Source organism: Lysinibacillus sp. CTST325, assembly GCF_054665055.1.
The window spans coordinates 1-25,537 of record NZ_BAAFHO010000018.1 but is presented as its reverse complement, the minus strand read 5'-3'; the positions used below and the strand labels follow the sequence as shown (position 1 = coordinate 25,537).

Below are 25,537 nucleotides of genomic sequence, written 5' to 3'. Positions count from 1 at the left end.
CACTGTGAAGAAGCAATAGCAGAGCAAAAAAACCATAACCTTTTGCGAAATTAGCAGAGGGTTATGGTTTTTTCTTTACTGGAAATTAAAAGTGGATTACTATCTAATAATTTGGAATGAACCAGATGTCTTTGTTTGAATGAAATGACGATTTCCTTCTATTGTGTAATCAGCAGGTTCTTGTTCGCCAAAGTCATAGGTACGAACGATGGAGGCATTCGGCGATAGATTATTGATGATTATTTCCATATCAGCCTCAAATTCAACTGGTTTTTTATTTAATGTTGCCTCGAATGTGATACGATTCAAATTTCGTGTAATTTGAATTTCCATAATACCAGTATCCTCATTAAGAAGAGTTCCTAGCGGTGGAATAATAACAGTCATATTGGATTTTGTTGTTAAAACGAAGCGCTCTGTACTATTTTCCGAATCTGCAACGTTTATTTTTGCTGTATAGGTATTTTTGTTTCTAGTCATAGCTGTGATTTTACCAGGTACAGCTGCAGTATCCGATAAAACTGGAGTTTTAGTCCCGTTCCCTTTAGTCGGTAGATCATATTTTCCATCTACAAAGTCTACTAAAGTCCAGACGTTTGGCACAAGCTGCTGTTGCACAGGCGTTAAAGCTTCGAAGGCTGTTTTCACTGCCTGTACATCTTGGGCAGTGGATGTTTTAGGCGATAAATCTGCAATGGCATTTTCTACTTCCTTAGCCGCCGCCTTATCCTTTACAACAAGCTGTTCAGCATCTAACAACATCTTTTCGACACCAGCAGGTAATGAGACGTTTGTATGTCTGCGTAGTGCATTAAGCTCAGCTCTAGCATCAGCTACATCTTGATGAAAGGTAATGCGAGAAGAGTTTAATAATTGGATTTTATTGACCACTTTATCGATAGATGTGTTTGGTGAGATATAGGATGTCAGTATTCTTTGTGATTCCGCACTTACAAAGGTCTTTTGCGCTGCATTTAACGTATTGTACCAATCTTTTGTTTCCATAACGTTTTGGTAGTAATTAACAGAAGTCGATTCCACTGAAGCTAATTTCTCTTCAATTTGATCAGCAAGCTTACGATACGCTACTTTCGTCTGTTTATGATTTGACAGCGTTGAATAATTCGTGACGTACTGTTGTTCCGTTGCAGTCAACTCATCGTATGCCTTGCTAGCTGTCTCTAAAGTCGCTTGGAATGAAGCGGCTGTATCATTAATATTCGAAATAAGTCGAACAACATTCGAAACCTTATAGTTGTAGTAATAAGTATTATCGTATATGTAAGCAGTTTTTACCTGTCCTGTAATATCAGCAGCCGATGCTGACGTAGTAGGTGCAGCATAGATTAGTGAAGGGGCCGCAACTAGGGCGAGGAAGGCTAGTTTTCTTTTGTTTTTCATAATATGGGAAACCTCCTAATTGGTTTTTTGATAAGTGTCATAGTAATTCATCGGGATTTTTGTCCTAGATGAAATCTTTGATTGCCTTGAGAATATCCTAATATATGTTGATCAATTTCGCCTTGGCTTAATTGAGTCTGGATTTTGAATTGTGCTCACACAATTCACTCCTTTCAAAATCCGTGACATCCGCCGGAGGCTTTATCTTCATTCAGCAGGTGTTTGGGCATTTATTGACATGGAACTACATTCGATTCATACCACAACTTTTGAGGTAGGGACTTCTGCTGAATATGATAAACCAATTTTATCATATATTAGGATTTTTTTATGTATATTTTGAGTGAATAGGTAGATAGGTTGTGCGTTTTTTTAAAACATTTTGTGTCTTATGTACTTATGAGAATATGAAAGGTAAGAGGTCGCTTTTCAATAGAGATGGATAGAACCTGCAAAATGACGGATAGAACTGTAAGAATGATGGATAGAGCCTGCAAAGTGATGGATAGAACTGCAAAACTGCAAGATAGAATCCCGAAACAAACGGTTAGAAACCTCATAAAGGATAGAGTTTGTTATAATGATCCTAAGAAGGAGCGGGGTGTTTAATTTGCAACGAAACTGGCAGAAGGTAGTTGTTGAAAAGTTAGCAACAGCTGTTAATCCAGCCTTTGTTATTGTTTTTGGTTCTTATGCGCGGGGTTCGGCACGTGAAGATAGTGATTTAGATATTGCGTATTTTGCAAATAAACCGCTCTCAGGTTATGAACGTTTTCTATTAGCCGGAGAAATTGCACAGGCTTGTAATATTGATGTTGATTTAATCGATATGAGGACGGTTGATACAGTGTTTGCAGCGCAAATTTTTTCAAGTGGTATGGTTATTGATTGCCAAGATGAAAACGCCTTTGTTAAAGAACGAATGAAAGCTCTATCAATGTATCTGACATTAAATGAACAACGTGCGTGTGAAGCTAGTATTGATTTGGTCATACATTTTGTTAGTGATTTAAAGCTTGGTTTATCTAAAACGAGTAGAGAAGCATTTAAGTTTCTTGAGGAAAACGCCATTATTGACCATGCATAGCAAAAACATTAATAAATATGGTAGGATTCCGAAATATCGCTGTGCACGATTATCAAGCTCTTGAATTAACTATACTCCAAGCAATTATCGAGAAGCATTTAAGTGATTTTAAAACCTATGCAGAGGCGATATTGCTTATATAAAAGAAACAACAGGCTATAGAGATTTTCTAGCCTGTTGTTTTTGAATTATAATAGAAGAATATTTATCGTTGTTTACCTGGACTTTGGACATCTTTATAGATTTTGATGGCCTTGTCTAAACTGTTAATAGCATCTGTTACCTCGTACGAAGAAGCATAGGAGTTATTAACAACAGATTGGGCGTGTTCAACTGCTTTTTCTAGGTCCCGTTTTTCTCGTTCTGTTGTCCACCATTCATAATAGGGGATATCAGAGCCATCTCCATTCGCAGAAATTTTTACATACTGAACAGAATTAATGAGTGACTTTAGCCAAGATTTATCAACGTAATTCCAATAATTCGCACCTGATTTATAATTACCTCTATATGTTGAAATGGCACTATATAAGTGAGTATAGGCATACGAAATATCTGATTGAGACGAAGAGCTATTATTTGCAGTATTTTGTGCGTATGAAACAGCAGAAACTAGAGCGTCTTTTTCACTTTGTGTCGTCCAAATTACATTGGAGGCCAGTTCAGATCCATTCACAGAAACGGTTACATACTGAACAGAGTTAATAAGTGATAAAAGGTCAGATCGGTCGGCATTGTATTGATAAGTACCATATTTTTGCGCGTTCTTATAAACTGTGATAGCGTAATTTAAATTGCTAATAGCATTTGTGATATCAGACTGCGTTGCATAGGTATTGTTTACAACGTACTGAGCCGATGAAACGGCAGAGGTAAGAGCATCCTTCTCACTTTGCGTCGTCCAAGGTACATATGATGCTACATCATTACCATTGTTCCAAGAAACCGTTACATACTGTATAGAATTAATCGTCGATTGTAATGAAGACTTATCGCCATAAACATATTTTGTTCCGCTTTTTTGCACAGCTTGATAAACGGTTAATGCAATCCTGTATTGTGTAATAGCATTGTTTACTTGTTCTTGAGAGGCGTTGGAATTATTAGCTACTACTCTTGCACTGCTTACGGCAGATTCGAATGCTGTACGTTCAGCCTGCGTCGTCCATTTTTCAGTTGTTAAAACGTCATATCCATTAACAGATACGGCAACGTATGGAGGTATAGCTACTAAATTACTAAGCTCAGTTTTATTCACCACAGGTAATATCACGGAGGCTTTTTTATCATCCACCTGCACCTTGTTAATTAGATGTCCTGAATCTAATGCCACTTTTGCCCCGTGCTTGACAATCACTTGCTCAATTTTACCTTCTCCGTAAAGGCTAAAATCTTTCTCAACATCGATTGTAAGCTTATCAATATTGGCTTTAACTTCAAATGCTGTAACTTTACCAACTACATCGATTTTTGAAATAGCTTTGTCAGAAGTCACATTTACTTTTGTGCGCTCCAAGTTAATGTTTGGAGATTTAATATCTTTTAGGGAAACATTTAACCAATTAATATTTCTAGTCAATAAAGGCTTAAAAGTAATTGTATCCCCAATAACAACGTTATCAAATGTAATGGCCTTCTTTACACGATTAGTTACAATAAGCTCATCTTTAATATTTACATTTTGAACTTTTACATAATCCGCATTTACAGTTAGGCTTCCTTCAATCTGTGCGTCACCACCATCAAAATATACCGCTTTTTTGTCAGTGCCAGCTTTAGTTAATGTTAGTTCTGTAATGCTCGTAATTTCGCCGTTTTTTACCACAATTGTAGCTTGGGCATTCTTCAATGCAGTGCTATTTGCTGTTTTAAAGAGAGGTTGCAGCGATTGACTAATTTTAAATTGGCCATTGGATGTAAGTACTTTCTCTTTAGTGACGTTGTTAATGGTAACCGTTTGTCCCTTTGCTTTGGCTGCAGCTACCTGCCCATCAAGTTGAATTGAGTGGTTTAAAGATGAATGATTTGAAGCAGCATCTGCAGTTGACATTGGCGATACTAGGGTTGCTGTAATAGCAGTTGCCATAAAAGTCGTTAATACTTTATTCTTCATTTTAGTCACTCCGATCATCGTATTTAATGGATAATATATCATATATTTCTCTGATTTAGTACATAAAGGGTATATTTTACTATTTATTTTACTTAAATGAAAGGTAGTCCCTTTTTCTGTATCGTTCGTTTTTAAGAATCCTTAATTATTTCAGAAAATCTGAAAGCGAAGTGACAGTTTTTTTTGTACGAAACTAGGTAGTTTGGTGCGGAAATCGCGCTCTTTTCAAGCGCTATAACTTTCCAAAAGATAACTTTGACCATCTTGTTAAAGACACTGCATTGTTCCATATGTTCAGAAAAAATGCCTTGATATGAGTGGTGAGTTAACTTTGAAGTACATTGACCAAGCATAAAAACAGCACTACTATAGGAGAGGGAAGGGGGACATCACTATGGTGTATCTCGGTATGATTTTTTTTAAAATTGTAGCTCCAATTTTAGTGCTTCTAGTACTTGGTGCAGTTTTACAAAAGAAATTTCGCTTTAATTTAAAGGCGTTATCTCAACTTATTACATATTGCTTCATGCCAGCAGCAGTTTTTGTGAATATATATGAAACGAGTATAGAGCTGTCTGTGCTTGGGGAAGTTGCATTATTTATTCTACTCTTTATCGGAAGCCAAATGGTGCTTAGTCACTTTCTAGCAAAGGGACTCGGCTTAGTAAAAACAGAGGCTGCGGTGTTTAAAAATAGTGTTGTCCTAATTAATTCGGGTAACTATGGAATTCCAGTTGCACAAATGATTTTTGTGACCCAGCCGATTGGAGTAGCGATTCAGGTCATTCTCGTTATATTTCAAAATATGACGACCTATACTTACGGCTTGTACAATTTAATTTCTTCAACAAAATCGGGCATGTCTATTGTGAAAGACTTCCTCAAAATGCCTATTATTCATGCACTTATTATTGGTGTTGCAATGAACTATTTTAATATCTCTATTCCGCAGTTTGTAAGAATTCCGATAGACCATGTGGCAGATGGCTTTATCGCTGTAGCATTAATAACTTTAGGGGCACAACTATCACAGCTTGAAATCAAATCCATGTTCAATAAGATGGTATTCATTAGCTGTTTTACACGACTAGTCATAGGACCAGCCGTAGCATTGCTTATCATTTTTGCGCTTGGTCTTGACGGTGTCGTGGCACAATCACTTTTTATAGCTAGTTCGTTCCCGACATCGCGAAATAGCTCTAGTTTGGCATTAGAATATGACGTCGAATCGGCAACTGCTGCACAAACAGTTTTATTTTCAACGATGGTGAGCTGTATTACAGTGACGATTGTGATTTACGTAGCGGAGCTGTTGTTTACCTAACGGTTGGGCGCTCATTTGATTGCCCATAGTTGATAAAAACTGAAATTGTTCCGATAAAACAAGATTTTGTTCCGATAAATCTTCAATGGATTCATATAAAAATGAATTCATCAAATGTTGAGCTGCTTCGCATGCGTGCGCTCCAGAGTCTCATCTGACGCTGACTCTTGGTGAATAAGCCAAAAATAATCAAATGAAGCTTCCATCTCTTAACAATATCTGCTACACTAGCATCAAACTTAATAGTATTAACTAGGGGAGTCTGATGAGTCAGGCTGAGAGGGAGACGCATAGAAGTTTCTTGACCCTTTGGACCTGATCTGGCTCATACCAGCGTGGGAAAGTTAACCATTATTGCACTCAATGTTATTTGCAATAACTAAACCTTTACATTCTTAGCCGGATCCAAAACTTTTTGGATTCGGCTTTTGTCTTCATTCAGCGAAAAAGTCCTATCTTTGAAGGTGATGAGATGAATGCGGTTAAGATTCCTTATCAGTGGGCGTCAAACACCTGCTGAATGAAGACAAAGCCTCCGGCGGATGTCACGGATTTTCAAAGGAATGAATTGTGCGGGCACAATTCAAAATCCGGACGCAATTACGCCAAGGCGAAATTGATTTTCTGTTGGGGTGAGCTAGATTCGGTCCTTGTATAAATGAAAAAGGGAGCGAAGTAGTTTATGACAACAGTTAGCGACAAGAATATTACGATTATGTCTAGTTTTGAAGGAAGTAAAAAAGTTTACGTAGAAGGATCTCGATCAGATATTTTAGTGCCAATGCGTGAAATTGCTCTAAGTCCAACGACAGGAAGCTTTGGTGAAGAGGAAAATGCACCAGTACGTGTTTATGATACGAGTGGCCCTTACACCGATCCTGCGTATAAGGTGGATATTACGAAAGGATTGCCAGCTTTATGTAGTGCATGGATCAAAGAACGCGGTGACGTTGAAGAATATGAAGGCCGTACTATTAAGCCAGAAGATAATGGATTCCGCAAAGCTGATGATCCACGAATGAATGAAAATGTTTTTCCGGAATTATCTAGAAAGCCTTTACGTGCAAAGAAAGGTAAAAATGTAACACAGCTTCACTATGCACGAAAGGGAATTATTACTCCAGAAATGGAATTTGTAGCGATACGCGAAAATATGGACCCAGAATTTGTGCGCTCAGAGATCGCGGCAGGCCGTGCTATTTTGCCATCTAATATTAATCACCCTGAGGCAGAGCCGATGATTATTGGGCGTAACTTCCACGTAAAAATTAACGCCAATATTGGAAATTCAGCGGTGTCATCTTCTATTGCAGAAGAGGTAGAAAAAATGACGTGGGCTACACGCTGGGGTGCCGATAACATTATGGATTTATCTACTGGTAAGCATATTCATACGACACGTGAATGGATTATCCGTAACGCCGCGGTGCCAGTAGGAACGGTACCGATTTATCAAGCGCTAGAAAAAGTAAATGGTGTGGCAGAGGATTTAACGTGGGAAGTGTATCGTGATACGTTAATCGAACAGGCTGAGCAAGGTGTAGATTACTTCACGATTCATGCAGGGGTATTGCTACGCTATGTGCCATTAACGGCTAATCGCGTAACAGGCATAGTGTCTCGAGGAGGCTCGATTATGGCGCAATGGTGTTTATATCACCATCAAGAGAGCTTCTTATATACTCATTTTGAAGAAATCTGCGAAATTATGAAAACCTATGATGTTGCCTTCTCTTTAGGTGATGGTTTACGTCCTGGTTCTATTGCAGATGCAAATGATGAGGCTCAGTTTGCGGAGCTAGAAACGCTAGGGGAATTAACGCAAATTGCCTGGAAGCATGATGTCCAGGTGATGGTAGAAGGACCAGGGCATGTGCCAATGCATCTTATTAAAGAAAATATGGATAAGCAGTTAGAGGTATGTAAAGAAGCTCCTTTCTATACTTTAGGGCCGTTGACAACAGATATTGCTCCTGGCTACGACCATATTACATCGGCTATTGGTGCTGCGATGATAGGTTGGTATGGTACGGCAATGCTATGTTACGTGACGCCTAAAGAGCATCTCGGCTTACCAAATCGTGAGGATGTTCGTGTAGGGGTTATTACGTATAAAATTGCTGCACACGCGGCAGATTTAGCGAAAGGGCATCCGGGAGCACAGCAGCGTGACGATGCACTATCTAAGGCACGATTTGAATTCCGCTGGCGCGATCAATTCAATCTTTCGTTAGATCCAGAGCGTGCAGTCGAATACCATGATGAAACATTGCCTGCAGAAGGAGCGAAAACTGCGCACTTCTGTTCAATGTGTGGACCTAAGTTTTGTAGTATGAGAATCTCACAAGATATTCGTAATTATGCAAAAGATCAAGATTTAAATACGACTGAAGCGATCCACAAAGGTATGCAGGAAAAGGCTGAGGAATTTAAAAAGGCAGGCAGTCAAATTTATCAATAATTAGTAAAGCGGGCTTGTGTCTATAGGCACAAGCCTTATTTTGGTTTACCTCCAAAGGTGGTGGATGACATTTGTTAAAACCTACGCTTGTATTTAAGTTGATTGGAGTGGAGGCTGGGCGACTCCTTGGGGATCAGCGATAGGGGAACGAAGGCTAAAACCATCACGTCCTGTGATAACGCCTTCGTGACCAACATCGTGTTGGCCCGAGACCCTGCAGCGAAGTGAAGCGGCTCATCGGACGCCCCCAGGAAGCTCTGCTCTGCGCGAAAGCGAAGTGTCAGCGGCAAAGCGCCCTGCCGGAACGTAAATCAACCACACATTATGGTGAAGAGCCCTCAATTTGTCATTAAGATAAAAAAGCTCCATGTGAAGTTGCCCTTCACATGGAGTAAAAAGTTGGATTTGGATATCAATAATAGTTGGAATATGTGGAGAATTAAACGTTAGTAGGTTGTTTTACGTATGGGTTTGAAAGATCCATACCTTCTAATGAAAGACCCATAGCTTTTGCTACACCTTCACCATATGCTGGATCAGCTAAATAGCAGTGAAGGATGTGACGACGTTTGATGAATTCTTCAACTGGCGCCATATCATTAGCCGTATTTTCGAATAGGCGTTGTTGCTCTTCGGCAGTCATTAGACGGAATAATTTACCTGGCTGCTCGAAGTAGTTGTTGTCGTCTTCACGGAAGTCGTGGATACCAGCATTACCGTCAATACGTAATTCAGGTTCTTTATAGTCTAAATTATGCTCCCATTCGCCGTAGCTATTTGGTTCATAGCCCAAAGTTGAACCAAGGTTGCCATCGAAACGCATAGCACCATCGCGATGGAATGAACGGAATGGGCATTTTGGTGCGTTTACAGGAAGCGAGTGGTGGTTTACACCTAAGCGGTAGCGGTGTGCATCTGCATAAGCAAAGATACGAGCCTGTAACATTTTGTCTGGTGAGAAGCTTACACCAGGAATAATGTTTGACGGTGCAAATGCTGATTGCTCAACCTCCGCAAAGTAGTTGTCCGCATTTTTGTTTAACTCGAATTCACCCACAGGAATTAATGGGAAGTCTTTTTTATACCATACCTTCGTTAAATCAAATGGGTTATATGGTAACTCACGAGCTTGTTCCTCTGTCATTACTTGAATGTACATTTTCCATTTAGGGAAATCGCCTTTTTCAATTGCCTCATATAGATCGCGTTGTGAAGATTCGCGGTCATTACTGATTACTTCAGCAGCTTCAGCACCAGTTAAGTTTTTAATGTCTTGCTCTGTACGGAAGTGGAACTTAACCCATACGCGCTCATTTTCAGCATTAATAAAGCTATAAGTGTGAGAACCGAAACCATGCATATTGCGGTATCCAGCCGGAATACCACGGTCAGACATAACAATTGTTACTTGGTGAAGTGCCTCTGGTAATAAAGTCCAGAAGTCCCAGTTTGAATTAGCATTTTTCATATTTGTACGTGGGTCACGTTTTACCACGTGGTTTAAATCTGTAAAGTGTAATGGATCACGGAAGAAGAATACAGGTGTGTTGTTACCAACTAAATCCCAGTTACCTTCTTCAGTATAAAACTTAAGTGCAAAGCCACGAATATCGCGCTCAGCATCCGCTGCACCACGCTCACCTGCAACTGTGGAGAAGCGTGCAAACATCTCTGTCTTTTTCCCAACTTCTGAGAAGATTTTTGCTTTTGTATATTTAGTAATATCATGCGTTACAGTGAAAGTACCGAATGCACCTGAACCTTTAGCGTGCATACGACGTTCAGGAATAACTTCACGGTTGAAGTTCGCTAGTTTTTCAACTAGCCATACATCTTGAAGTAATAGAGGTCCACGAGGACCTGCTGACATAGAATCGTGGTTGCTTACTACTGGAGCACCACCTGCTGTTGTAAAACGACGGCTACGATTATTTTCATTTGTCATATTAGTTTACCTCCTAAGGAAAATTGTGAGTCAAACTCTTCATTAATAACTATAACAAATATAAATTAGAATTGCTAGTAGATTATAATAATTATTGTTAAAGAATTTTTATAGTAAGATACAAACTATAAATATATGCTGGATTTAAAGGAGTTATGAATAACTTTTACCACTAATTTAGTTTTTTTAAACATTTTCGAGAATTGCTTAAAAATAAGCTGTGAAGAAGAGGAAGCTCAAGAATAAAAGAAATTAAAATGAACTCTTTTGTTTATTTATTCTTATTGAAAATAGAATATGATAATTGAAAATAATACTTGATAATGAGATCCCTAAAAGATGAGCATTTACTCGCTACGTTTTCGCACAAGTTCTCAGTCGTAACGTAAATCAACTCCACGTTACGTTGATAAGCCCTTTTAAGATTTACGATAACGATGGGGAGTAATTCCGATGTGCTGTTTAAAAATCTTAATGAAATAATTCGAATCATCAAACCCATTTAAATAGGCAATTTCACTAATAGCAAAATCCGTTTCTACAAGCATTTTTGTGGCATTTTGAATTCGGACCTGCTGTAAGTAGCGTTTCAATGGCAATCCTTGTTTCTTTGAGAAAATCGTACTTAAATAATTGGGACTAATCCCTAATTTATGAGCAACGAAAGGTAAAGACAATCCGCTATCCTGAAATTGCTGATCGATAATTTCTATGGCCAGTTCTACATAGTCAGCCCGTTTTTCTATTCGTGCCTCGCGAGCTAATTCAACCAGCCTTTGTGTAAATGATATGATGCCATTTAGAATGGTATAAAATATAGGATGTTCAATAATTAAATGAAAAAGCTGACGATAATTTTGCTCAATTGCAGCTTTCTCATGTAATTTATACTTCAACATAAAGCGCCGAATTTGTGCCAAAACACTCGTTAGATGAATACGTAAGTCATCTTGCTTGTAATAAATTCCTTCATTAGATAGTCGATATAAAAACGCTTTGACGGCTTCAATATTTCCGTCCTCTAAACTACTTATTAGTAATTGTTGCTCTTCAGGTGTTAGCAATGGATCGAAGGTCTGTGTCTCCAATTGTTTGCTCGCATAAAAAATATGTCCATAGCCTTCGTAAAAGCTTTGATGAAGTGCACGTTTTGTTAAGGTATACATATTCTTCATGGTGGTAGGCTCCCCATCATAAACCCCGATATTTAAAGAACTATTATTCGTTAATCGCCATTCCTTCATTAATGTACGAACATCCTTCTCTAAATCATTTGTTTGGAATAAACATACGATTTTTTCCGATAAAGGATATATCCTCATACTAGAATAAATAGGAGTTTGCTGAAGCCAGTTATATAGCTTGTTAAACATTTCAGAATGCTCAGGTTCAATCATTGCGAAATGTATATTTGACTCTAGGGAACTAGTTTTACTATCTAAAAATAGTTGGTAGTAAAAGGATTCATCTGTAGCTTCTTGATACACTGCTTTGGCTTTTGGTGTTCGAAGAGAAATGGTAGTGAGCTTTTGCTTTAGTACTTCTAAATCAATTGGTTTAACGAAGAGATGCGCGACCTGTAAATCGATAGCTTTTAATGCATTTTTAAACAATGGCTCTGTCGTCATACCTAATATAGTCCCTGAATGTTTTCGTAAAACACGATAAAGTGCTGTTAAACGATTATTCGAGAATAGATCAATATTTAGTAGTATGACCTCAGGCTCGAATTGCTGGATACTTTGAAGTGCATCATGAATAGTTGTAGCTATTTCTATAGTTACATCACCAGGATAATATGTATGTAAAAACCATCGAATGCCTGAAAGATCAGTGGAATCCTTGTCAATTAATAACAATTTCACAACTGCAAACCTCCTTAAAATTATCTAGTTTCGTAAAAAAACACTATTATATTATTAAAATAACAAAAATTCTGAAATAATTCATGTTTTCTCTTTTAAAATTCCCTATTTTCTGAAAAAAGTAGTTAGTACAATGTAGTTAGTGTAATTGTTATTTAACTTTTGTAGCGATAGCGAAATTGATTAAAAGCATTTTTACATAGCTTTAAGGGAACAGGGGGATGTCATTATTATGAAGTCTATTATTGAGCTTGATGGCAAGACATTAACAAGACAGCAAATAGGGGAAATTGTAGATGGTCGAGCTACGGTAGCGCTTTCTCTAGACAGTGTGGAGCGTATACGTATAAGTAGGGAACGAATTGAAAAGCGTTTAGCTGAAGGGCAAACGATATATGGTGTGAATACAGGCTTTGGAAAGCTAAGTAATATAAAGATTGAAGAAGAAGACATTGAGCTTTTGCAGTTAAATTTATTGCGCTCAGATGCAACGGGTGTTGGTGCGCCGTTTCCTACAGATGTTGTACGTGTCATGATGGTTTTACGTGCCAATGCTTTAGCTCGTGGTTTTTCAGGGATTCGTCTGGAAACAGTGCAGTTGCTATTGGAATTTATTAATAAGGGAGTACATCCGATTGTACCTTCTCAAGGTTCAGTTGGAGCAAGTGGAGATTTAGCGCCGCTATCACATTTGGCTTTAGTACTAGTAGGCGAAGGTAAGGCGGAGTTTAATGGAGAGGTTATGAGCGGCAGTGCGGCGTTACAGCAAGCTGGGCTAACGCCTGTCCGACTACAAGCTAAGGAAGGTCTAGCGCTTGTAAATGGTACCCAAGCAATGACAGGTATCGGGGTTTTAACAGTGAACGAGGCAGAGCGTATTGGGCTAGCGGCAGATATGGCAGCAAGTTTAACACTTGAGACACTAAAGGGGATTACTTCCGCATTTGATCCAGCGCTTTTGGCGGTAAGACCACACCCGGAATTAGAGCTTGTTGGTGGACGAATCCGTAAGTGGCTTGATGGAAGTAAACGTGTGACAAAGCAAGGTGAAATCCGCATGCAGGATGCCTATTCACTACGTTGCATTCCACAAGTACATGGTGCTTCATGGCAGTCATTTTTCTATGCGGAAGACCGTGTGCAAATTGAAATGAATGCAACGACAGATAATCCGATTGTTTTAGAAAATGGAGAAGTATTGTCTGGGGGGCATTTCCACGGTCAACCAATTGCATTAGCAATGGATTTTTTAAAAGTCGGTGTATGTGAGTGGGCTAATATTTCGGAGAGACGTACAGAACGTATGGTTAATCCGCAGCTTAACGAAGGTTTGCCGCCATTTTTAGCGACAAATCCTGGTATTGAATGTGGACTAATGATCGCTCAATATACAGCAGCCTCTATCGTATCTGAAAACAAAGTATTGGCACATCCTTCAAGCGTGGATTCTATACCGACATCAGGGAACCAAGAGGATCATGTGAGCATGGGTACAACATCGGCCCGCCAAGTACGTCAAATCGTACATAATGCCGCTCGTGTTATTGCGATAGAAATGATTTGTGCATCGCAGGCTATCCATTTAGATAAGGCAGAAGAGCAGTTATCTCCAACAACTCGAAAGTTTTTAGAAAAAGTGCGTGAATTTTGTCCGCCACTGTTAGCAGATCAACCAATCGGCGATGAAATTGAAGCGCTTGCACAATATTTGTTAACGAGTGATGTTCTATTAAATGAGTATAAGTAAGTTTTAAGGCAATAGCTTCCTAGAGAAAATCCAAAAAATCCTTTAACTAGTTTTGATGACCTAGAGATTTCTTTCAGAAAAAGCACTTACATCGGAGGGAGTAGTATGGAATTTCATCAGCGAGAGCTGGAGCGAGACTCACAATTTCGAGTCTCCTCCGCTATTAAGATGTTTATCTGTAGCGTAGTCGGAATATTCAGTTTCTTTGTATCTTTTGAATGGCGAGGTAAGAATTCAATTTTAATTGATCACATCGTGAATTTTATTCGCACCGAAGCGCCGCTACTTGTCACTGCATATGTACTCATAATGCTTGTAGGTGGAGCGATTATTCCATTCCTGACAAAGAAATGGAATAAGTCGACAGTCAATATTGTGATGTCAATCCTTAAAGTGGGCGGTATGATTGCAGGGATTTTGTTAATTTTCAATATAGCACCTGCATGGTTAGCGGATGAAAGTATTGGCCCGTATTTACTGGAGAAGCTTGTTAAGCCAGTGGGAATACTTATTCCGATCGGGTCTTTGTTTTTAGCACTTCTAGTTAGCTATGGGTTGCTTGAATACATCGGTGTTTTAGCACAGCCCTTTATGAAACCTGTTTTTAAAACATCAGGACGTTCAGCGGTAGATGCAGTAGCCTCATTTGTCGGGAGTTATTCGGTTGGCTTGCTTTTAACAAACCGTCTTTATATGGAAGGTCGCTACACAGCGAAGGAGGCCGTGATTATTGGAACAGGCTTCTCGACTGTATCTGTAACGTTTATGGTTGTCATTGCCGGTACGCTGGATATGATGCAGCATTGGAATGCATTTTTTTGGGTGTCGCTCGTTGTAACATTTTTGGTCACAGCCTTAACAGTGCGCATTTATCCAATTCGTACAATGAAGGATGAATACTACGAGGGCGCAACGCCGCAGCCAGAAAAGATTGTGAAGAAGGGCCGTTTTAAAGAGGCGTGGCGTCAAGCGATGGAGGCAGTTGAACAAAATCCACCTATGTCTAAAATTTTATGGGCGAATCTAAAAGATGGCTTCATTATGACGATGGGGGTTATGCCATCGATTCTATCAGTTGGTCTTTTAGGACTTGTACTTGCAACATATACACCAATTTTTGATTGGCTTTCGTATATTTTTGTACCATTCACATATGTACTACAAATTCCAGAACCATTTTTAACTGCGAAAGCGCTGTCATTATCGTTAGCGGAAGTATTTTTACCAGCACTTGTTGTCACACAAGCAGCACTTGTGACGAAATTTATTGTGGCAGTTGTATCAATTTCAGCAATTTTGTTCTTTTCGGCTGTGATACCACTCATTTTATCAACTGAAATTCCAGTGACATTGCGCCAAATTATAATCATTTGGTTTGAACGTGTCGTATTAACGTTAATCATCGTAACACCAATAGCATTTTTACTATTTTAAAGGGGAGTGTTTTTAATGGTAGTTAAAACAAATATTCGTGCATCACGTGGGAATGAATTAACATGTAAAGGTTGGACACAAGAAGCTGCGATGCGTATGTTAATGAACAATTTAGATCCTGAAGTAGCTGAAAATCCAGATGAACTAATCGTTTATGGTGGTATCGGAAAGGCAGCGCGTAATTGGGAAAGTTATGAGCAAATTATTGCGTCATTAAAAGAATTAGAGAATGATGAAACACTTCTTATTCAATCAGGAAAACCGGTAGCAGTATTCCGTACACATGAACATGCGCCGCGTGTACTAATTGCGAATTCTAATTTAGTACCAGCATGGGCAAATTGGGAGCATTTCTATGAGTTAGAGGACCGCGATTTAATGATGTACGGTCAAATGACGGCTGGTAGCTGGATTTATATTGGCGCACAAGGCATTTTACAAGGAACGTATTTATCATTCGTAGAGGCTGGTAAAAAAGTATTTGGCACAGCAGATTTACGCGGTAAATTCATCCTTACAGGTGGTATGGGTGGTATGAGTGGTGCTCAGCCTTTAGCTGGGAAAATGGCTGGCGCTGTCATTTTAGTAGTCGAAGTAGAGCGTGCTCGAATTGAACGTAAAATAAAAGAGGGCTACTGTGATTACCTTGTGGAGACGGTAGATGAAGCTATTGAATTAGTCAATAAACTACGTGACAAAAAAGAGCCTGCGTCAATTGGTCTTGTTGGCAACTGTGCAGATGTTAATCGTGAGCTATTGAACCGAGGAATTATCCCTGATTTTGTAACAGACCAAACATCTGCTCATGATCCGATCAATGGCTATGTTCCAAATGGTATGACGTTTGAGGAAGCACTTGAACTGCGTAAAAGTGATGTAAAAACATATGAGCGAAGAGCAAAAGAGACGATGGCTGAGCATGTTCGTACAATGCTTGAATTCCAACAGGCAGGTGCAGAAGTATTTGATTACGGTAATAATATTCGTGCTTATGCCAAAGAGATGGGTGTAACGAATGCCTTTGATTTCCCTGGTTTTGTTCCAGCGTATATTCGTCCATTATTCTGCGAAGGGAAAGGGCCATTCCGTTGGGCTGCACTTTCAGGTGATCCTGAGGACATTTATAAAACAGATGCGCTTGCCAAAGAAATGTTTGCTGAAGATGAAGGTCTTGTGAATTGGATCGATATGGCGCAAAAAATGGTGAAATGGCAAGGGTTACCGGCACGAATTTGCTGGTTAGGCTATGGTGATCGTCATCGTTTTGCATTGAAGGTTAATGAAATGGTTGCCAATGGTGAGCTATCAGCACCGATTGTCTTTGGTCGAGATCATCTAGACTCAGGCTCTGTTGCATCGCCAAATCGTGAAACAGAGGGCATGCTTGATGGTACTGATGCAGTATCAGATTGGCCAATTCTAAATGCACTTGTTAATACAGCAAGTGGTGCTAGCTGGGTAAGTGTGCATCACGGTGGTGGTGTAGGTATGGGTTATTCTCAGCATGCTGGTCAAGTGCTAGTAGCGGATGGTTCTGAGCTAGCCGCAGAGAAGATTGCACGAGTGTTAATTTCCGATCCAGGAATGGGCGTTGTGCGTCACGCAGATGCTGGCTATGAAATTGCTATTAATACAGCAAAGAACAAAGGTGTGCGTATACCAATGTTAAAGGATGATGCGAAGTGACAATTTTAATCAAAAACGCCAATGAAGTGATTACGTTAAAAAGTGCCGTACAAGGTCCTCGTACAAAGGAACAAATGCGTGACATCGCAGTAGTGGAAAACGGCAGTGTTTTAATGAAAGGAAATAGCATTATAGCAGTAGGTTCAATTGCACAGCTAGAAGCGGATTTTCCTGATCTTGTAAAGGCGGCTGAGATTATTGACGCCTCAGGTAAGATTGTTATGCCGGGTCTCATCGATTGTCATACGCATTTAGTTCATGGAGGTACACGTGAGCAGGAGTTTAATATGCGACTAAATGGTGCCACATACATGGACATTATGAATGCAGGTGGCGGGATTCATGCTACAACAAAGCGGACGCGAGAAACTAGTTATGGTGATTTATATAGAAAAACGATGAATCATTTAGATGTGTTTTTAAAGCATGGTGTCACAACGGTGGAGGCGAAATCAGGCTATGGTTTAGATTGGGAAACTGAAAAGAAACAGCTTGAGGTAGCTAAGGAATTGCAAGCCACACATGACATTGATGTCGTTAGTACCTTTATGGGGGCGCACGCAGTGCCACGTGACTATAAGGGACGTGAGGATGAATTTGTCGATATAGTCATTTATGACATGCTGCCGAAAGTAGCTGAGTTAAACCTTGCTGAATTCAATGATGTATTTTGTGAAAAAGGTGTATTTACGCCAGAGCAATCACAACGCATTTTAGAGGCAGGGAAAGCGTTAGGGTTAACACCGAAAATTCATGCAGATGAAATTGAGCCTTATAAGGGCGCGGAGCTTGCTGCGGAAGTAGGAGCAATTTCGGCGGAGCATTTATTAGTTGCTTCTGATGAGGGTATACAAAAAATGGCTGAAGCTGGCACGATTGCGGTGTTGCTACCTGGAACAGCATTCTTCTTACGTGCGCCATTTGCAAGAGGACGCCTAATGATTGATGAAGGGGTACCTGTAGCTATATCAACGGACTTTAACCCTGGCTCATCCCCGACGATTAGTCTGCCATTTATCATGAATTTAGCTTGTATGCATATGGGGTTGACATTAGAGGAAGTGCTAACGGCGACAACTATTAATGCAGCATATGCACTTAACCGTGGACATCAAATTGGCTCTCTTGAAGCGGGCAAACAAGCTGACGTCATTATATTGGATGTTGCCAATTACAAGCAGTTACAATATTTCTATGGCATGAATCATACGAATACTGTAATTAAAAATGGTCGAGTTGTCGTACAGGATGGTATTCTTTTGAAAAACCAACTAGTGAATTAAATAATATGAAAGGCATAAATAAGGCGGGAATGCTTTGTTTATGCTTTTTTTATGGAAAGCTGTTCTTCTTATTCTTTTTTTATAAAAAGAGTTGAAATTGTTAACTGGAAAAGTTATCATATAATTAAATAGTAATTATTGAATTATAAATTACTGATAGCGATTTATCGAAAACATAGCGGAGTAGGTGTTCCATCTCCAGATGAGTCGTAAATAGTCGTCGCATGGCGCTTTATCTAAACCTTTCCTGCAAAACATTGAATCAAAGGAGTTTTCTTAAAATGACAAAATATCGTTCACAAGAAGAAGTTCTTGCGAATTATGATTCTTCTAAATATATAACACCTGATGGGTATACGTCAGATATCGCAATTTTTACAATAACGTCCGAAAAGGTAGAGGAAAAAGCACCTCCGATGATGACGCTTAAAATCATGTTGATAAAACGAGCCGATAAAGATCATGAAGGAAATGCAAATATTGAAGGTGGAAAATGGGCGCTTCCCGGTGGATTTGTAGATGCGACAAAAAGGGAAACGGCCTATATGGCTGCTAAAAGAGAATTGAAAGAGGAAACGAATGTAGATGGTCTACACGTTAAGCACTTTGGTGTCTACGATGACATAGATCGTGATCCTCGAGGTTGGATGATTTCAAATGCTTTTTATGCAATAGTTTCTGAAGTGTACATTGACCAGCGTCAAGCCAATGACGATGCAGCAGAAGTAGAGCTATATGATATAAATGAAGTGTTCGAACTAGAATTAGCCTTTGATCATCGAAAAATTATTTCAGACGCTTTAGCGTTTATTAAGAAAGATATGATACAAACGACGGTTGCTAAAAACTTTTTACCAAAAGAATTTACTTTATCTGAACTGCAGAGGGTTTTATTGACAGTGGGAGATGATCCGCGCATTTCAAATGATTCCGTGTTCTTTACAAAAGCACCCAAGTTACCTTTTATTGAAAAAGTATTAGATGAAGAAGGTAAACCGAAGAAAACAAAAAGGAATTCGTTTAGACCGTCGCAATTATATACTTTTAATGACTTCGAAATCGTAGAGTCAATTTATCATTAGGAAAGCACCTGTCTTTCCTGATATTTTTCACTATAGTAATTTGTAATTATGTAATTACTAATTAAAAAAGAAAGTGGAGTGATGGAAATGTGTCAAAACGTGCATTGATTAATATTGATTATACAGTGGATTTTGTAGCATCAGATGGAGCTCTAACTTGCGGAAAACCGGGGCAAATATTGGAAGAGGTAAATATACAATTAACAAAGGAATTTATCTCAAACGATGATTTTGTAGTTTTTGCCATTGATGTTCATGAAAAAGATGATAGCTATCATCCGGAAGCAAAGCTTTTTCCTCCTCATAATATAAGAGGTACAAAGGGGAGGGAACTATATGGTTCCTTAAAAGAACTATATGAAGAAAATAAAGAATTAGATCATGTCTACTACTTGGATAAAACAAGATATTCTGCTTTTGCAGGTACGGATTTAGAGATTAAATTGCGCGAAAGAGGCATTACTGAACTACATTTAATAGGTGTATGTACGGATATTTGCATTCTTCATACAGCGGTAGATGCCTATAATAAAGGATTTAACATAGTTATTCATAAAAATGCAGTGGCATCTTTTAATCAAGCAGGGCATGAGTGGGCGTTAGGACATTTCGAGCATTCTCTCGGAGCTACTATTATGTAAAAGGAGGAAAATGAAATGAAATATGCTGATGATAGTTTAATGTTACACACAGACTTATATCAAATAAATATGGTAGAAACTTACTGGAATGATGGTGCTCAAAATAGAACAGCGGTTTTTGAACTGTACTTTCGACAACTCCCATTCGGTAATGGCTATGCGATATTTGCAGGCTTAAAAAAGATGATGGAGTTTATCAAAAACTTTGGTTTTTCTAATAGTGATATTCAATATTTACGCGAGGAAGGAAAATACTCAGAGGAATTTCTTAAATACCTTCAAAGTCTAAAATTTACAGGCACTATTTCTGCAATGAAGGAAGGTGAACTGGCATTTGCAAATGAACCTATTTTACGAATTGAAGCCCCGTTGGCAGAAGCTCAATTAATGGAGACACCTTTATTGAATATCGTTAATTACCAAACTCTTATTGCAACGAAGGCTTCACGCATTAAACAAGTGATTGGAAAGGATGTAGCGATGGAATTTGGTACTCGTCGAGCGCATGAATTTGATGCAGCGATTTGGGGAACTCGTGCAGCTTATATTGGTGGATTTTCTGCAACTAGCAATGTCAGAGCTGGAAAATTATTTGGCATCCCTGTCTCAGGTACTCATGCGCATGCCATGATACAGGCATATCGTGACGAATACACTGCATTTACAAAGTATGCAAATACGCATAAAGATTGCGTTTTTTTAGTAGATACGTATGATACGTTGCGTTCAGGTGTTCCTAACGCAATTCGAGTCGCAAAGGAATTTGGAGATAAAATCAATTTTGTAGGAATCCGGCTGGACAGTGGAGACTTAGCGTATCTGTCAAAAAGAGCAAGGGAAATGCTAGATGAAGCTGGCTTCACTGAAGCGAAAATTATAGCATCTAATGATTTGGATGAATACACGATTATAAATTTGAAGTCACAAGGGGCTAAAATTGATACATGGGGAATCGGAACTAAGCTTATTACAGCCTACGATCAAGCAGCTCTTGGGGGCGTATACAAATTAGTATCTATTGAAGATGAAACCGGGAAAATGGTCGATACCATCAAAATTTCCGGAAATCCTGAAAAAGTAACGACCCCAGGCCGCAAGCGTATCTATCGAATTATTAATACAGACAATGGTCATGCTGAAGGAGATTATATTGCGTTGGACGACGAAAACCCACAGGAGGAAAAACGCTTGAAAATGTTTCACCCTGTTCATACTTATATCAGTAAATTTGTGACGAATTTTACAGCGAAAGAATTACATCAAGACATTGTTGTAAATGGTTCTATTCTTTACAAAGAACCAACACTTCAAGAAATTCAAGCATATGTAGAAGAAAATTTACATCTACTATGGAGTGAGTATAAACGAACAATGAATCCAGAAGAGTATCCGGTCGATTTAAGTCAAGCGTGCTGGGATAACAAAATGACAAGAATTAAAGAAATTAAAGAAAAAGTCACGAAGATGATGAGTGGAAGAAACTAATAGGAAAGAAGAATGGAGGGATAGATATTGGCGAGAATAGGAATTTACGGATCGTCCTTTGATCCAATTACAAATGTTCATCTTTGGACTGCAAGCACTGTCGCACATCGTTGCAAATTAGATAAAGTCATTTTTTTACCTTGTTCAAATAAACGAAAGGACAAGGAGATAAAGACAGGGAATACTCATCGATGGAATATGTTACAGCTAGCTATTGCTAAGGATGAGCGTTTTATTGCAGATTCATATGAAATGGAGCAAGAAGGCTGGAACATTTACACATATGATACGATGAAATATTTTAGAGAACAACACCCGAATGATGAAATTCATTTTATTATGGGAGCCGATTTATTAGTGGATATTGGAGCAGGATTGTGGAAAAAAGGAGAAGCGTTAGTAGCTGAGAATAAATTTATTATAATGGCAAGGCATGGAATTGATATGTTATCAACAATTAGTCGCTCTCCGATATTGAGGAATCATGATGATGGAAGATTCCATTTGATCGACAAAGGCTTAGCGATGGAAATTAGCTCTACCTATATTCGAGAAGAATTCGCAATGGGCGGTGAACCAAAATATCTACTGCCCAACGCTTGTTATGACTATATTAAAGAGCATAACCTTTATCAAAAATAATCTATGCATGGGCGATGATTTTAACGGTAGACCCCGTCATATATCGTATTGTGAGGAGCGTCAAAAGGATTTCGTTTTTATCTATGTTGAGATTTTATTTTGATCAAAGCTATACTCTTTTAGTTCAGCTTGCCCTGAAAGCCCCGTAGGTACGTAGTGACGAGGAGATTGAAGCCAAGCTTGCGGAAAGCGCCAACTCGGAGTGAAAATCAACCTTTGTTTAAATACACATTATTTTATATGTTTTCTTTTTCGAAAAGTTGGGGTGTAGGTCAATACCATACTTATTTTTATTGGGATTATCATCAAAAGTTGGGGATAACAATTGTTAAAACGTAATCTACTTATATAAGTTGATTGGAGTGAAGGCTGGGTGACTCCTTGGGGATCAGCGATAGGGGAACGAAGGCTAAAACTATCACGTCCTGTGATAACGCCTTCGTGACCAACATCGTGTTGGCCCAAGCGGCTCATCGGACGCCCCCAGGAAAGCAACCAGCCGGAACGGAAATCAACCTCACGCTATGGTGATGAATCTGTTATTTTGAAAAGATGGTGAACTTTCTCATATGCCGTTTTGGGTAAGATATAATAAATCTAAATGATATAGCAAACGTGTAAGGTGTTGCAATTACAAAAGGTTTTATGTATCACCTAGCACAATGATTAATGTTAGAAAGAGAAAGGAATTCTTAGAAATGCAGCTTACATTAACATTTCTTATTTTAGGAGCAACAATTTTTGCATTTGTGACAAATAAAGTACGAGCAGACCTCGTTGCGATTGTGTCACTTCTTGCCTTTGTCATTACAGATATTTTAACGCCAGCAGAGGCGCTTGCTGGCTTTTCGAACTCTGTAGTTTTAATGATTGCAGGGTTATTTGTTGTGGGCGCAGGAATTTTACGCACAGGTCTTGCTGGGATGGCGGGCCGATTATTGTTGAAATGGTCAGGAGATAGTGAGTTAAAGTTATTTGTGTTATTGCTCATTATTGTAGGGACGGTAGGTGCCTTTATGAGTAATACAGGTACTGTAGCTTTAATGATGCCGATCGTTGTTAGTATTGCTATTAGTATGAAGGAAAGCCCTTCGAAATTCTTGCTACCACTGTCTTATGTTGCGAGTCTTTCGGGGCTTATGACATTAATTGCTTCACCAACAAATTTAATTGTCAGTCAGTTATTAGTAGATCGTGGCTATAATAAGCTAGGGTTTTTCGAGGTGACACCCATCGGTATTGTAGGAATGATCGTCGGTATTATCTATTTAGTACTTGTACGCAATATTCTTTTACCAAATGAAAAGAACCGTACACAAACAAAAGCTGACTATAAACTATCACCGAAGAAGATTATTAAGCAATATGATTTAAACAATCGTTTATTTAAAGTGTTTGTGCCTGAGGGTTCGCCGATTATTGATGCGACATTAGCAGAATTAAAGCTCCCGGCCAAATATACGCTTTGTATGATGAAAATCCACCGACGATCTCAAGAAGGCATTAATTTTTTACCGATGACATATCAGGAAATGGCAGGTCCGACGAGTGTAATACATGCCAAAGATGAATTGTATGTTCAAGGAGAGGAAGAGAATATTCGTCGCTTTGCATCAGATTATAGTTTAGAAATGCAGGAACTAGCTGAAGGAGAGGCTGATGAATTAGTATCGAAGCATCTTGGTATTGCTGAAGTATTATTAACGCCAAATTCTAGCTTTATTAATAAGACAGTTAGCAACCTAGGCTTCCGAGAAAAATATAATCTTAATATAATTGGCATTAATCGTAGAGGCGGCTATAAACTACAAGATATGGTGACGCATAAATTGAAATTTGGAGATGCCATTTTAGTGCAAGGTGCATGGGATGAAATTCTATTACTCGCAAGGGAAACGCAGGATGTCGTTGTTGTCGGTCAGCCGAAAGAGCATGCAAGTGTCGCAGCAGCAACGGGCAAAGCAGGTATTGCCGGTGTCATTATGCTTTTAATGATTGTGTTAATGGCTTTTGAAATTTTCCCTGCTGTTATTTCCGTTATGATTGGTGCTGTATTGATGATCTTAACAGGTTGTTTGCGAAATATGGAAGACGCATACAGCAATATAAATTTTGAAAGTATTGTGCTTGTAGCTGCAATGCTTCCGATGGCGACTGCATTGGAGAAAACAGGTGGTATGGTTATTTTATCTGATGGTATTATTCATGCGCTTGGAGATTATGGACCGTATGGAGTATTAGTTGGTGTATATATTTTAACAGTTATTTTTGGACAATTTATTAGTAATACGGCGACTGCTGTCTTGTTCGCACCAATTGCTATGAATGCTGCGATTGCAATGGAAGCGAGTCCAACGACATTTATGATTGCTGTTGCTGTAGCAGCAAGTATGGCGTTTGTCACACCAATTGCTTCCCCGACAAATGCGCTTGTGATGACAGCTGGCGGTTATAAATTTATGGACTTTGTGAAAATCGGAATCCCGTTACAGATTATTATGTTTATCGTCATGATGCTGGTAATTCCATTTTTCTTCCCGTTTTAACTATTTTCAGCGGGTGTCCAAACATCCGCTGAAATAGAGGAACTCAGTCTAAGAACGCCACGTCCTGTGGCAACGACTGAGTGACTAACATCGTGCTGTGTTGCTGTCGCTTCGCTTTCGCGCAAAAAACATTTGTTGGCCTAAAGCCTCCGGCGGATGTCACGGAATCGGAAAGGAGTGCTTTGTGCAAGCGCAAAGCCGATTCGGGACGGAATTATGCCGAGGCATAATTGATAAACTCGGTTTCTATACCGAGTTTTTTGTTTTAGTGAAAAACAATTAATATTTTTATAGGGATTATGATAAAATTATGTTTTAGATTACAATAAAACATTAAACTAACTTCAGATTGTGGGTCTGATATTAAATTGTTTTCTTAATCATTTATATAGGAAGTTTCTCGATGAAATAAAAAATTATCAATTTTTTTCAGAAAAAGTGTTGACCATCTTAGATTAAGAGTATATTATTATACAAGTCGCTAAGACATCTACTGAAAAACAATTAAGTTAAATAAATTAGTTGTTGACATTGATTTTGCGACGTGATATTATATAAGAGTTGCTGCTAAGAAAGTAACAACGATATGAACCTTGAAAACTGAACAAGCAAAACGTAATCAATAAAGTTTTTAGTAACTAACCTTGAGTTAGTGAACGAAACAAAAATTTGGACATCAAACATGATGCCAGCAAAACAATTTGAGCTAATCAAATTTCTTTTTATGGAGAGTTTGATCCTGGCTCAGGACGAACGCTGGCGGCGTGCCTAATACATGCAAGTCGAGCGAACAGA

The 25,537-nt window shown here is 38.8% G+C and carries 19 protein-coding genes, 1 rRNA gene and 1 riboswitch; of the genes, 14 read left to right on the top strand and 6 right to left on the bottom strand.

The features are described from left to right. Positions 1-99: 99 nt before the first annotated feature. A complete protein-coding gene (locus tag ACYQ73_RS25060) occupies positions 100-1,401 on the bottom strand; it encodes a hypothetical protein (RefSeq protein WP_460014936.1) in 1,302 nt (433 codons plus the stop codon). Between the two features lie 601 nt (positions 1,402-2,002). Here ACYQ73_RS25060 and mntA point away from each other — a divergent pair. Both mntA and ACYQ73_RS25050 read left to right on the top strand, forming a co-directional pair. Continuing rightward, the gene (gene mntA / locus ACYQ73_RS25055) at positions 2,003-2,488 is read left to right on the top strand and encodes a type VII toxin-antitoxin system MntA family adenylyltransferase antitoxin (protein ID WP_460014935.1); all 486 of its coding nucleotides are present in this window, start codon (positions 2,003-2,005) and stop codon (positions 2,486-2,488) included. Between the two features lie 17 nt (positions 2,489-2,505). Then, the gene (locus ACYQ73_RS25050; protein WP_460014934.1) at positions 2,506-2,631 is read left to right on the top strand and encodes a HepT-like ribonuclease domain-containing protein; all 126 of its coding nucleotides are present in this window, start codon (positions 2,506-2,508) and stop codon (positions 2,629-2,631) included. A gap of 62 nt (positions 2,632-2,693) precedes the next feature. On the opposite strand, the gene ACYQ73_RS25045 is transcribed toward ACYQ73_RS25050, so the two are convergent. Then, positions 2,694-4,601, bottom strand: a complete 1,908-nt coding sequence (locus ACYQ73_RS25045) for an S-layer protein (RefSeq protein WP_460014933.1) — start codon at positions 4,599-4,601, stop codon at positions 2,694-2,696. Between the two features lie 394 nt (positions 4,602-4,995). Between ACYQ73_RS25045 and ACYQ73_RS25040 the strand changes: the two genes are divergently transcribed. After that, positions 4,996-5,925 (top strand): AEC family transporter, encoded by a 930-nt coding sequence (locus tag ACYQ73_RS25040; protein WP_460014932.1) that lies wholly within the window; start codon positions 4,996-4,998, stop codon positions 5,923-5,925. Between the two features lie 244 nt (positions 5,926-6,169). Continuing rightward, positions 6,170-6,284: riboswitch (TPP riboswitch) on the top strand. A gap of 323 nt (positions 6,285-6,607) precedes the next feature. Beyond that, the gene (gene thiC / locus ACYQ73_RS25035; protein ID WP_460014931.1) at positions 6,608-8,386 is read left to right on the top strand and encodes a phosphomethylpyrimidine synthase ThiC; all 1,779 of its coding nucleotides are present in this window, start codon (positions 6,608-6,610) and stop codon (positions 8,384-8,386) included. A gap of 439 nt (positions 8,387-8,825) precedes the next feature. On the opposite strand, the gene ACYQ73_RS25030 is transcribed toward thiC, so the two are convergent. Next, positions 8,826-10,331, bottom strand: a complete 1,506-nt coding sequence (locus tag ACYQ73_RS25030; protein WP_460014930.1) for a catalase — start codon at positions 10,329-10,331, stop codon at positions 8,826-8,828. A gap of 419 nt (positions 10,332-10,750) precedes the next feature. Further along, the gene (locus ACYQ73_RS25025; RefSeq protein WP_460014929.1) at positions 10,751-12,196 is read right to left on the bottom strand and encodes a helix-turn-helix domain-containing protein; all 1,446 of its coding nucleotides are present in this window, start codon (positions 12,194-12,196) and stop codon (positions 10,751-10,753) included. 232 nt (positions 12,197-12,428) lie between these two features. Here ACYQ73_RS25025 and hutH point away from each other — a divergent pair, with 232 nt between their 5' ends. From hutH to nadD, 8 genes are all read left to right on the top strand, one after another. Continuing rightward, complete coding sequence (hutH, locus tag ACYQ73_RS25020) at positions 12,429-13,943, top strand: histidine ammonia-lyase (RefSeq protein ID WP_460014928.1); 1,515 nt, start codon at positions 12,429-12,431, stop codon at positions 13,941-13,943. 105 nt (positions 13,944-14,048) lie between these two features. Further along, the gene (locus tag ACYQ73_RS25015) at positions 14,049-15,377 is read left to right on the top strand and encodes a YjiH family protein (protein ID WP_460014927.1); all 1,329 of its coding nucleotides are present in this window, start codon (positions 14,049-14,051) and stop codon (positions 15,375-15,377) included. A 15-nt stretch (positions 15,378-15,392) separates the two neighbouring features. Next, the gene (hutU, locus tag ACYQ73_RS25010; protein WP_460014926.1) at positions 15,393-17,063 is read left to right on the top strand and encodes a urocanate hydratase; all 1,671 of its coding nucleotides are present in this window, start codon (positions 15,393-15,395) and stop codon (positions 17,061-17,063) included. Next, positions 17,060-18,346, top strand: a complete 1,287-nt coding sequence (hutI, locus tag ACYQ73_RS25005; protein WP_460014925.1) for an imidazolonepropionase — start codon at positions 17,060-17,062, stop codon at positions 18,344-18,346. The genes hutU and hutI overlap by 4 nt, the downstream gene beginning before the upstream one ends. 281 nt (positions 18,347-18,627) lie before the next feature. Continuing rightward, a complete protein-coding gene (locus ACYQ73_RS25000) occupies positions 18,628-19,428 on the top strand; it encodes an NUDIX domain-containing protein (RefSeq protein ID WP_460014924.1) in 801 nt (266 codons plus the stop codon). A gap of 89 nt (positions 19,429-19,517) precedes the next feature. Further along, a complete protein-coding gene (locus tag ACYQ73_RS24995; RefSeq protein WP_460014923.1) occupies positions 19,518-20,069 on the top strand; it encodes a cysteine hydrolase family protein in 552 nt (183 codons plus the stop codon). Positions 20,070-20,084: 15 nt separating this feature from the next. Continuing rightward, positions 20,085-21,554: a nicotinate phosphoribosyltransferase gene (locus tag ACYQ73_RS24990; protein ID WP_460014922.1), complete on the top strand. Its 1,470-nt coding sequence runs from the start codon at positions 20,085-20,087 to the stop codon at positions 21,552-21,554. Between the two features lie 27 nt (positions 21,555-21,581). Next, positions 21,582-22,196, top strand: coding sequence for a nicotinate (nicotinamide) nucleotide adenylyltransferase (gene nadD, locus ACYQ73_RS24985; protein WP_460014921.1), 615 nt, complete (start codon positions 21,582-21,584; stop codon positions 22,194-22,196). A 231-nt stretch (positions 22,197-22,427) separates the two neighbouring features. Here nadD and ACYQ73_RS24980 read toward each other — a convergent pair whose 3' ends face one another. Then, positions 22,428-22,670 carry a hypothetical protein gene (locus ACYQ73_RS24980; RefSeq protein ID WP_460014920.1) on the bottom strand — a complete coding sequence of 81 codons (243 nt, stop codon included), beginning with the start codon at positions 22,668-22,670 and terminating at the stop codon, positions 22,428-22,430. Between the two features lie 224 nt (positions 22,671-22,894). Between ACYQ73_RS24980 and ACYQ73_RS24975 the strand changes: the two genes are divergently transcribed. After that, positions 22,895-24,742, top strand: a complete 1,848-nt coding sequence (locus ACYQ73_RS24975) for an SLC13 family permease (protein ID WP_460015000.1) — start codon at positions 22,895-22,897, stop codon at positions 24,740-24,742. Here ACYQ73_RS24975 and ACYQ73_RS24970 read toward each other — a convergent pair. Continuing rightward, a complete protein-coding gene (locus ACYQ73_RS24970; protein ID WP_460014919.1) occupies positions 24,739-24,867 on the bottom strand; it encodes a hypothetical protein in 129 nt (42 codons plus the stop codon). The two genes, ACYQ73_RS24975 and ACYQ73_RS24970, sit on opposite strands and share 4 nt — an antisense overlap. A gap of 596 nt (positions 24,868-25,463) precedes the next feature. Here ACYQ73_RS24970 and ACYQ73_RS24965 point away from each other — a divergent pair. Continuing rightward, positions 25,464-25,537 (top strand): 16S ribosomal RNA (locus ACYQ73_RS24965); the annotation flags it as partial.